The sequence below is a fragment of the Bacillus sp. BR3(2024) genome, assembly GCF_039134555.1.
In the GTDB taxonomy this organism is placed as follows: Bacteria; Bacillota; Bacilli; order Bacillales; family Bacillaceae_G; genus Bacillus_A; species Bacillus_A cereus.
In genome coordinates this window covers 1,011,886-1,021,939 of sequence record NZ_CP152433.1, presented here as the reverse complement: position 1 = coordinate 1,021,939, position 10,054 = coordinate 1,011,886, and the positions used below count along the sequence as shown (strand labels likewise).

Below are 10,054 nucleotides of genomic sequence, written 5' to 3'. Positions count from 1 at the left end.
TCAAAAATGTGCAACCAGACGATCTTAGTAACCAATATGTATTACCGTAGACTCTAAGCTTTGCGGCCTATCCTTTCGAATAGTGTGCTAAAAATATCTTTTATTCTTTTTTTGTTTCATTTTCCTCTTAAACCAAATATTACTATACCGTCTGGACGGTTATAATTCAATACTCTATAAAATTGTTCTATTTTTCTAATAAAAAAAATAATTCACCACTACATTAAAGAAGCAATGGTGAATTATTTTCTCATTATATAGTTCGTATATTCTATTTATATGAATTACTAATAAGAGCTTGAATCACTTTTTCTCTTAACTCGGGGCTTAGTCTTCCAACCCCTAAATATTCCGAATACCATAATCCATCTGCTGCTAATCTAATAATTGTTGCACAAACTGAATCTATCTCATCATTTTCTATATTTTTTTGCAGTTGCTGAAATGATTGTTGTAATGGCTCAAGTAATTCAGGTTTTAACATGAGTGCTGCCATCATACTGCTAGACAACTCTTCTGTTCTTCTCTCATTACTTAATCTTTCCTCTACAAAAGAGCGAACCCATCTCCCTTTCCTCTCTGAGTCTTCCACTACTTTATTGTAAATGGCCCCTTCATAATCCTCTACCCCTCGGACTATCATACCTTCTATTAAAGCTTCTTTATTTGAAAAGTGATACAATAATCCACCTTTGCTTAAACCCGCCTCTTTTGCCACTGCTTCTAAAGTTAATTTAGCAACCCCTTTACATTGTACAATTTGAGAAGCGGCCGCCAAAATCTTTTGCCGCGTTATGCTTATACTCATTCCTTTTTAAAACCCCATTTCTACTAAATTTATATAAATACGAATCTTATTTTTAATATTGTTGATTACTACTAAGTATTTTCTTTATACAACAAAAGCTTCATTACCTTTGAATTTTTAGTTACTTATTCTATTAAAAATTTCCATATCATTCAATATGATAACATTAAATACACAAAGATGACTATACATCTATACTTTTGTATTTATTGAAAATATATCCATTAATAAAATTTACCGATTTAGTCCTTCTTATTACTTTAAGACAGCAGTAATTCTTTCAGTACTAAATAAAAAATGTTATTACTCCCATTAAATTGAGTAATAACATTCTACTTAACAAATTCGCTGCCAACTAGCATCCTTCACATCTTCACTAGTCGGTTTTCTAACTGATCCAATAAAGTGAAACTTTATATCCGCAACATGGACAGGTGTATTTCATTTTGTCACTCCATTATTAACTTGTTTTCCCATATATTCCGACTCACAAAGAATGTAACAGCACAAATCATAGTTATCCCCATGAAAAATGTATTAGAATCTTCATATGTAGTTGGAATGCCTACCGTTACGAAAACAATACTAAAAGCTAAAAATAGATATAATAATAAAGATATAATATAGCTTGGTTTAAATCGTAAAATGATACCTCTAAACAATAGCTCACCAAGTAGACAGCCACCTAAAATAATAGGTACTCCGAAATACAATGTAAGGACTCCCATTTGCGCAGTAGATTGAATTATCTTTCCAATTATGTTCGGCGAAACCAGCTCACTATCGTTTCCCATCCTATCATATAAATCAAGTGCTGTTGCTGAAATAAAGAAACTTAATATAGAAAATGAATACGGTATTAAAAATTTGCTCACTCTCATTCACCTCGCTTTTTTCTTTACATATATTATTCATTATTTCCTATCATTTTTACATAAAAAAATAACCCTCTATGATAAAACATAGAGGGTAGCATTTCTATATAAAAATCTATACCTTATCCTGAAGTGAATCCCGAAAATAGGACAAATATCAAAACACCTAAACCATCTGCTATCTGCTCCCTACATTCTTTAGGGTAGATAGTTTATATGTTTTATTAGAAAGTAGTGCCTTCTTTTTTATAATATTCTTTTGAAATCTCTTCATAAAATGCGGCTGATGTCGCGTAGAAATAAGGTGCTAACCATAAGAAACCGATTCCTACAGTAAGAATACTTAAAATGAACCAACCTAAGAAACTTAAGCATAGTAAAAAGTAATCCATTTTATGTCCATTCATCATATGACGACTCTCAGTAATCGCTTGATTCGCTGTATATTCTGGATGATCATTCAAAATAAAATATGTCATAGAATAAGAAAATGATTTAATAATACCTGGAATAATAAGAAGTAATGTCCATAGAGTCAAGTATACATACATTAGTAAATATGTTAAAAACGACTTCATCAACTTACTTCCATCGCTAAACCATCTAAATATATGACCAATGCGAGCATCAGTCCCACGAATTGCATTTAAAACAAGATAATAGGCACCTATTGTTAATGGACCAATAACAAGCATTACTATAATACTTACTGTAAGTGAATCACTTGCTTCTTCCCAACCCCAAAATATCGAGAAAATACCTGTTGTTAGCATTTCAACAGCTCCAATAAGGATTCCAATTAATAAGGTTGCCCCTACCGCTAGTCCCCATCTTCCTTTTAATGCATCAAGTGCTTCTCTTTTCAACTGACTTATCATATATAACCTCCTAATACTATTTCCATTTTATTATACCATTTATATCAAAAATCCCACATATTTTCCTAAAACAGAAGCATATTACCTTTTTTCATACGTATTGATACATGTGTGCTGTAGTTGTACTAATATATGGATTAAACGACTCTTTTCCCTATAACAAAAAAGCCTGCCTTTCATAATAGGCAAGCTTTCTCAAGTTACATCTCATTTATTTTCTTCTTATACCAATCCTGCATTCTCTCCGCATCTTCTACTCTCGTATACTCTATTTTATAACTAGATGATGCACTCGAAAACTTATACGTACATAAATCCGCACGGCGCTGGAAATATGATTGTGTCTTCTCCATTGATTGGACGTGTCTTCTTCTAATAAGTCCTGTATATTTTCCGACGCTACGATAGACAAGTGTAATTTGTTCTCCGTTAACACTGTAGCCATTTGTTTTAAATGTTGTGTATCCAAGTGTAAAGATAAGGATTGCGAGCGGTAGTAATGCCCACATGATGTAATACTTTTCAAAGTATATGCTTATTCCAGTAAGCGGGATTGCGAGCATAGCGAAAAAGATAAAACTATCAATGAGATAGCGGCGCAATGCTGCTTTTGGTAACGAAGTAATACTTGCATTCAGTTCGTATGGTAATTGTAAATGCGCGAGTAATTGTTGCACTCGATCTTTTCGAATGATAGGATGCAGTGTAACTTTTTCTTCTTTCCCTTCACTTTGAATGACTTCTACTTGCACAGCACAATAACCGAACGGTTGGCGTAAAATGCCTTCTTTTATCGTAATCCCTTGAATGCGGTGCAATTTTAGTACGAGTTCTTTTCTCTCCAGTAACCCTTGCGAAATACGGACTTCATCATTTTTTCGATTCACTGTGAAGTTACCGTGTTTTAACGCGTAGCCAATTGTAGATATCATCCAAGAAACGACAAGTAAAATAGCTACCATGTAAATCCAGCCATATATATCGTGGTCCATTACATATGACGTCACACTATTTTTTATCCATTTCGGAATATACTCATCTACTTGGTGATAAACGAAAAAGATTAAAGAGAACAATACTCCAAATTGACCAGATGTAACAGACGCTATTAAAATCTCTTTCCACGTTAACTTGTACTCTGTCGTTTGTTTTTCCTCTGTAACAATTGCTTTTTCTACTGTATTTTCTGCTGCTTCGTCTAACGTTTTTTCTGCTTTCACTTCTGGAGTTGGCTCATTTAGCAAAGTAATAAGCTCCGTCGCCTCTTCTACCGTAATTCCAGCTAAGCTAACTTCTGCTTCATCGCCCCCGCCAGCTGTTTCAATCTGAATTTTTTTCAAACCGAGCATTTGGTATAGTACGTTAGAACTTGTATTAATCGTTTGAACACGTTCTTTATTTAAGTAGCTCTCCTTCTTTACGAAGAGACCTTGCTTCACATGTAATACGTTATTTTCGACCCAGTATACTTTGTAATACCAACCTACGATAGCTGAAACAATTGTGATTACCGCAAAACCAATAGGAACTAAATACCAAAATGGAAACTTTCCCCTTAAGCTAAAAAGAAAAATAATGAGTGGTATAAAATCTGTTATTTTTAATTCTAATAACATCGTGATTGGATGCTGCCTCTTATACATCCTCATCACTCACTTTCGCTAATTCTGCGATTTTCGTTTTCAACATTTCAGCTTCATACATCGTTAAACCTGGGATGCTATGAGAAGTTGCTGCTGTTGAAATGTGTAATTCTGCTAATCCGTATTTTCTCATAATTGGCCCTTGTTCAATCGTAACGTGCTGCACACGAATCATCGGTACTAATACGCGCTTTACGACGAAAAGACCATGCTGAATTTCAAGTTCTTCTTCATTTAGTTGGTAGCTGTAATAACGTTGACGTAGTTTTGGAAACGTAAAGTAATCAAACGGTGTATATACAATTGTTAATCCGATGAGCACATAGAAAATCCAAGCCCACCAATTAAACTTAATCATAAAGAAAAGATATGCCAAAATGACTATAATACTGATTCCTAGCTCAATTAAAGAACGCGCTTTCCACACCTTGACCATGTCAGGGTGAATTTCATTTTTCAATGGATCCATGTAACCACTCCAAATCTAGTAATCTAATATATGAATACTCTTAATCTATATTTTACGTAACTTTACAGAAAATTGAAATTCAATCTTCTTTCTTCTCAGGAATAAAATATCCGAACCAAAGTAGCCAAATGAAACCGATTAACTTCATCCAATTTCCATCCGCTTGAAAAGCTTGAATCATACCTGGTATTTTATAAACCCCAATAAATCCAAGAAAACCGAGCCACCAGTTTTTTTGCATTTTCATCTTTACTCCTCCTTCATGACGTTTTTCACATTTCGAATCCAAATTTCTTTATACTTTAACTGGAATCCCATGAGCATATAGTTGCTCATATTATCAATCACGAGTGCTAGCGTATGAGCATTTTCTTCCGTTTCATGTTGTGACACTACGTCAAGTTCTACGCCTTTCTTCAATAAATCGTGGAAACTATTTAAGAAATCTTCTTGTATTTCAAATAAGCGTTTCTGATACTTTTCATTTCGCGATGCAGTTACGATAAATTCATTGATAACGCGTAATATCCCTTCTTGCCCTTCATATTCAGAGAGCATATGTAAACCATCAGCAATTAACTTTTCTGCAAAGTTTTCTTTCGTATATTGCTCTTTATCGAAATAACTCACGAAATGATATCCAGAGAAAATTTCTTCAAATAAAAAATCGATTAACGCTTCTTTAGAAGAAAAATGATAATAAATAGCCGGTTTTGAAATACCTACCTCTTTCGCAATCATGGAAAGACTCATCTTCTCAATGCCGTGTTCTGCCATAAGTTTAAATGATGCCTCTACAATGTTTTGCGATGTTTGTAAATTCTTCGTCATACTGTACCTCACTTATTTTTACTTACCGGTCGGTAAGTAAATTATAAAACAAAACGAAATGATTTTCAATTTAGTTAGCACTACAGAAGGTGTTTATCAGAAAATACAGAAAGTTATAAAGTAAAAGCAACATATAACAATAAGGAGGATATCATATGGGACTTGGTGGTAATGGCGGTAGTGGTGGTAATGGCGGCGGTGAAGCAGGACAAGCTGGTAAGAGCGGATTTTCATTAATCATTGTACTTTTTATCGTATTGATTATAGTTGGAGTTAGCTATATCGGACTTGGCTTCTAAGAAAAGGCGTCCTACGTTACACATGTAGGACGCCTTCTTTTTAATCCCTATTCAGCAATCGCATACGATAACAATTCATCGTCACTTCTCCGAGTCTTTGCAGTAGTTGATAGTTCGCATATGCGCCTACCGGGGCACCGATTATTGGTACGAGCTGCAGCATTTTGGCTAAATCGATATAGTCTCGGTACTCTGTTTGGAACTTTTCCCAGTCCATATGATTTTCTTCTTCTGTATCCCACGTTTCGATTGCTTTCCATATTTCTTTTCGGTGATCGTCACTTGAAAAGGCAAGCTGAAAAACATGAAGGATAAAAAGGCGCTCTTCTTTGTTGCTCGTATCAAATCCGTACAATGTCGCTGCATCGAATAAAAATTTAATTTTAATGCCGAGTAAAAGCGGAAAGTCAGCAAGACCGAGGAGAATACCGCCAGCCCCCGTCCCTGCCCCTTCTGCCGCTGCTATTTTTTTATACTCATCCATTTTTTTACGAACTTCATCGTCACGTCTTTGCAGTGACCATGTCGTCTCTTTTAGCTTCGGCTTTATAAAGTTTGACCCGGCGCTGATTGTTTGCACCATCATACGAATCGTCTCTGTTAGTACCTTTTGTACTTTCGCCGGAATGAGCTGTTGCACCTTCGTCTGCACTTTCTTTGAGAACCGTGTCATCATAGAAGAATCTTTCATAAATGTAGCTTTCCACTGCTCCAGTTCTTTTATAACCTTTTCTTCATATGTAATCATAGGTTCATTCCCTTCAATTTAAACGCTCAATGCGCTTCGCCCCGTATTGGTAAACGAAACCGATACTAAATAATATGCTTACGATAAGTAAAATTCCTGTCATCATGAAATCTTTCGTTGCTAGTGCAAATATAACTGTAAAGATTACGCTCCCGATGATTAGAATCGCGTTTAATAAAGTAAGAAAATCTTTCTTCTTCTCTTCTCCCCCTACCGGATACAAATCAAGCCAAATCTTCATGCGGTGATGTTTCCATAAAGTTAAGAGCTGATAACCGATTAAGTATAGGAAAATAAGGCTTACGATAAATCGTCCATATAAAAACGGAATGAAGTACAAAATAACTCCTCCAAGAGCGAGCAAACGCACATATAATCCAAAATAGTTACCTGATCTTAAAAACGTTCTCGTATATAAGTATAAATATGTACGCTTTTCACCAATCATCGAAAGAATGAAATCGAGCCATTTTCTGCGTGCTACTCTTTCTTTTAATGCTGGTACATCAACGAACATGTTCGCGATGCGGTACAGCAGCATCATCTTCTTACCTTCTTCAGAAATTAAATACTCCCAGTTTAGTGGCTTTCCCTTTACCATTTGATGCATGATAGCAAGGTATAACACCATGAGAAGGACGATTCCACCAATGAAAAGAACTGAAGTACGTTCTACAAGGAAATATACAAATAAACCGTTTAGGATAAAACGAATGAACCAATCCGCTCTTTGTATATTTTGATCTGTTAAAAATGACTTTTCCCATGCTACGAATAAGTTCCACGCTTTTACGATGACAAACGCGAGTACAATCCATATGTAAGCCGCTCCTGTTTGTTTCATTTGCTGAAAGTATAACGGAGCAAGCGCTGCCGCTACAATTGCGATTATGTACAACTGAATCATAAACGTAAAAAGAAACGCCTTTGTAAAGTATGGTTTTAATTTTTGTTCAACTGGCAGCAAGTAAACGAGATCCGCTTCTTTTAATAACGTTTGAATGGATCCAGCCGTTAACACGAGTCCAATTAATACTGCCATTACGAGCGCAGTTGGAAACGAAGATGTTAACGTTTGTAACCATTGCTGGTAATAGTACGCTCCCGCACCGATGATGAACACGAAAATAAATTTCAAATGATCATTAAATACGTATTTACTATATGTACGAACTTCTTTTAGAAAGTGACGAAATCGTTCTTTCCATAACGCTGTGCTATTCATAATCTTCTTCCTTTGTTAGCGCGATGTAAATATCATCTAACGTTGCACCTGGCATATTAAACTGTGATTGCAGTTCAGATAGCGTTCCCTTCGCTCTTACTTCACCTTGATGCAAAATAATGAACGAATCACAATAACGCTCTGCCGTCGCTAAAATATGTGTGCTCATTAAAATACCGGCACCACTCTTTTTCATTTGGTCCATCATTTGAAGAAGGGATTGAATCGCTAACGGATCTAATCCAACGAAAGGTTCATCTACTATGTAAAGAGATGGCTCCACTAAAAATGCGCTCATAATCATTACTTTTTGTTTCATTCCTTTTGAGAAATGAGATGGAAACCATTTTAAACGATTTTTCATACGAAACTCTTGTAGTAGTTGTCCTACACGTTCTTCATATTGTTTTTCATCAACGCCATACGCCATAGCTGTTAATTTCAAATGCTCTTCTAACGTTAATTCATCATATAATACTGGCGTTTCCGGAATGAATGAAAAGCTAGAACGGTACGCTGTCATATCATCACGAATTGTTTTCCCATTAATTGTGACAGTTCCTTTTTTCGGTTCCATTAAACCGATAATATGTTTAATCGTCGTACTTTTACCAGCTCCATTTAAACCGATTAAGCCGACAAGTTCGCCTTTATTAACAGAGAACGAAACGTCTTTTAATACAGGTCGTTTCGTATATCCTCCTGTAACATTTTCTACACGCAATAACTCGCTCATACGACACCACTTTCTTCATTAGTATTCATTCTATATTCATCTTACCAAAAATTATGCTGTACTACATAGTATCCATGTACTCAAAAAAAATTTTTTAATTTATTAGCATATATTTTTCCGAAAGCGGACATCATAATTATTGAAGAAGGAACACATTGAAAAAGCAACCACCAATTGATGAGTACAACAACATAGTGAAGTCATCATGAAATGGGGTGTCCAAGTTGGACAATGAAATTTACACATAACCAGATCATTTGTTTCATTTTCGAAACGGGGTGTCTCTGAAAGAGCATATACTGTTTTAAAAAATAAACAATTTCATTTTAAAAAAGATTGCAATTCATTTCACTTGAAAATGGGGTGTCTACGGCAGAAACTTTAGCCGATTTACCGTGCATTTCTTAAATAAATGAGGTGTCTGCGAAACGTAAATTACGATAATGCTTTTTCAATCCCTCTTCAGAAAACAGGAAGCTGAGTCAGCTTCCTGTTTTTCGTGTTTGTTCTCTTATGTAATTATGGTAAAATACGGCTAAGGATATTTGAAAGGATGAGATCAATGAATCATACAGCAGACAATTGTATTTTTTGTAAAATCATTGACGGGCAAATCCCTTGCTCAAAAGTATACGAAGATGAACATGTGCTTGCATTTTTAGATATTAGTCAAGTAACAAAAGGACATACTCTTGTTATTCCGAAAGTTCACAAACAAGACATTTTTGCGTTAACGCCAGAAATCGCATCACACATTTTTTCTGTCGTTCCAAAAATCGCAAATGCGATTAAAGCAGAGTTTAATCCAGTTGGCTTTAACCTACTTAACAATAACGGTGAAAAAGCTGGACAAACTGTGTTCCACTTCCACCTTCATTTAATTCCACGCTACGGTGAAAAAGATGGTTTCGGTGCTGTTTGGAAATCACATCAAAATGAATACACTATGGAAAATTTACAAAACATCGCAAGTACAATTGCAAATAGTGTGAAATAATGACACTATAAGAAGGCGTAATACATAACAAGCCACTTCCCTGAAGTCATCAAATTCCGCATGGCTTGTTTCTTTACTTAAAATGCTCAGGGATGATTGTTTGTGCATAGCACATATAAGAAAGATATGCATATTTTTCCCATCATGAATACGAACAAAAAATAAGGAGGTCTCCTTTTATGTCAAAAGCTAAATCCTTTATTACAGGTGTTATTTGCGGCGGAGCAGTTGCTGGACTAGCTGTTCTTTTCTCAACTCCTTCTTCTGGTAAAGACATGCGCGGCAAGTTAAAAGAAAAAGGAAATGATATTAAAAAGACTTTAGCTGATATTACAGCTGATACGAAATTATTAAAGCGTCAAATTGTTGAAACTGCTTCAGAAGGTAAAGAAGTGTTTCAAGAATTAAAAGATGACATGCAAGACACGCTTTCTAACTGGAAGCAAGATATTTCTCAAAACAAGCGCCATATTGAGAAAGAAATTTTGGACATCCAAAAGTCAATTGAGAAACTACAAGAAGCTGTTCCAGAAAAAGCGTAAACA

13 protein-coding genes and 1 riboswitch are annotated in these 10,054 nt (G+C 35.2%); of the genes, 3 read left to right on the top strand and 10 right to left on the bottom strand.

What is annotated here, in order from left to right:
• Window positions 1-6: 6 nt before the first annotated feature.
• A riboswitch (cyclic di-GMP riboswitch) is annotated at window positions 7-99 on the bottom strand.
• 172 nt (window positions 100-271) lie between these two features.
• The 7 genes from V7S45_RS05325 to V7S45_RS05295 form a co-directional block, all read right to left on the bottom strand.
• The gene (locus tag V7S45_RS05325) at window positions 272-808 is read right to left on the bottom strand and encodes a TetR/AcrR family transcriptional regulator (protein ID WP_325832534.1); all 537 of its coding nucleotides are present in this window, start codon (window positions 806-808) and stop codon (window positions 272-274) included.
• A 449-nt stretch (window positions 809-1,257) separates the two neighbouring features.
• Window positions 1,258-1,683, bottom strand: coding sequence for a hypothetical protein (locus V7S45_RS05320; protein WP_257115909.1), 426 nt, complete (start codon window positions 1,681-1,683; stop codon window positions 1,258-1,260).
• A 224-nt stretch (window positions 1,684-1,907) separates the two neighbouring features.
• Window positions 1,908-2,561: a DUF975 family protein gene (locus V7S45_RS05315; protein ID WP_000625400.1), complete on the bottom strand. Its 654-nt coding sequence runs from the start codon at window positions 2,559-2,561 to the stop codon at window positions 1,908-1,910.
• Between the two features lie 200 nt (window positions 2,562-2,761).
• Window positions 2,762-4,204, bottom strand: a complete 1,443-nt coding sequence (locus V7S45_RS05310) for a PH domain-containing protein (RefSeq protein ID WP_342761684.1) — start codon at window positions 4,202-4,204, stop codon at window positions 2,762-2,764.
• The gene (locus V7S45_RS05305) at window positions 4,197-4,673 is read right to left on the bottom strand and encodes a PH domain-containing protein (RefSeq protein WP_000371346.1); all 477 of its coding nucleotides are present in this window, start codon (window positions 4,671-4,673) and stop codon (window positions 4,197-4,199) included. The genes V7S45_RS05310 and V7S45_RS05305 overlap by 8 nt, the downstream gene beginning before the upstream one ends.
• Before the next feature lie 79 nt (window positions 4,674-4,752).
• On the bottom strand, window positions 4,753-4,920 hold the full coding sequence (locus V7S45_RS05300; protein WP_257115907.1) for a hypothetical protein: 168 nt from the start codon (window positions 4,918-4,920) through the stop codon (window positions 4,753-4,755).
• A 2-nt stretch (window positions 4,921-4,922) separates the two neighbouring features.
• Entirely contained in the window at window positions 4,923-5,504 is a 582-nt protein-coding gene (locus tag V7S45_RS05295; protein ID WP_257115906.1) for a TetR/AcrR family transcriptional regulator, read from the bottom strand.
• Window positions 5,505-5,659: 155 nt separating this feature from the next.
• Here V7S45_RS05295 and V7S45_RS05290 point away from each other — a divergent pair, with 155 nt between their 5' ends.
• A complete protein-coding gene (locus V7S45_RS05290; protein WP_000522760.1) occupies window positions 5,660-5,803 on the top strand; it encodes a YjcZ family sporulation protein in 144 nt (47 codons plus the stop codon).
• A gap of 40 nt (window positions 5,804-5,843) precedes the next feature.
• Here V7S45_RS05290 and ecsC read toward each other — a convergent pair whose 3' ends face one another.
• Genes ecsC through ecsA form a run of 3 tightly spaced genes read right to left on the bottom strand, consistent with a single transcriptional unit; the run spans window position 5,844 to window position 8,512 of the window.
• Window positions 5,844-6,551 (bottom strand): ecs operon protein EcsC, encoded by a 708-nt coding sequence (gene ecsC / locus V7S45_RS05285; RefSeq protein ID WP_000634139.1) that lies wholly within the window; start codon window positions 6,549-6,551, stop codon window positions 5,844-5,846.
• A gap of 13 nt (window positions 6,552-6,564) precedes the next feature.
• The gene (ecsB, locus tag V7S45_RS05280; RefSeq protein WP_001089127.1) at window positions 6,565-7,776 is read right to left on the bottom strand and encodes an ABC transporter permease EcsB; all 1,212 of its coding nucleotides are present in this window, start codon (window positions 7,774-7,776) and stop codon (window positions 6,565-6,567) included.
• Window positions 7,769-8,512, bottom strand: a complete 744-nt coding sequence (gene ecsA / locus V7S45_RS05275; protein WP_001292603.1) for an ABC transporter ATP-binding protein EcsA — start codon at window positions 8,510-8,512, stop codon at window positions 7,769-7,771. The genes ecsB and ecsA overlap by 8 nt, the downstream gene beginning before the upstream one ends.
• A gap of 562 nt (window positions 8,513-9,074) precedes the next feature.
• Between ecsA and V7S45_RS05270 the strand changes: the two genes are divergently transcribed.
• Both V7S45_RS05270 and V7S45_RS05265 read left to right on the top strand, forming a co-directional pair.
• Window positions 9,075-9,509, top strand: coding sequence for an HIT family protein (locus V7S45_RS05270; protein WP_001016835.1), 435 nt, complete (start codon window positions 9,075-9,077; stop codon window positions 9,507-9,509).
• Window positions 9,510-9,688: 179 nt separating this feature from the next.
• A complete protein-coding gene (locus tag V7S45_RS05265; protein ID WP_000030302.1) occupies window positions 9,689-10,051 on the top strand; it encodes a YtxH domain-containing protein in 363 nt (120 codons plus the stop codon).
• Window positions 10,052-10,054: the final 3 nt, after the last annotated feature.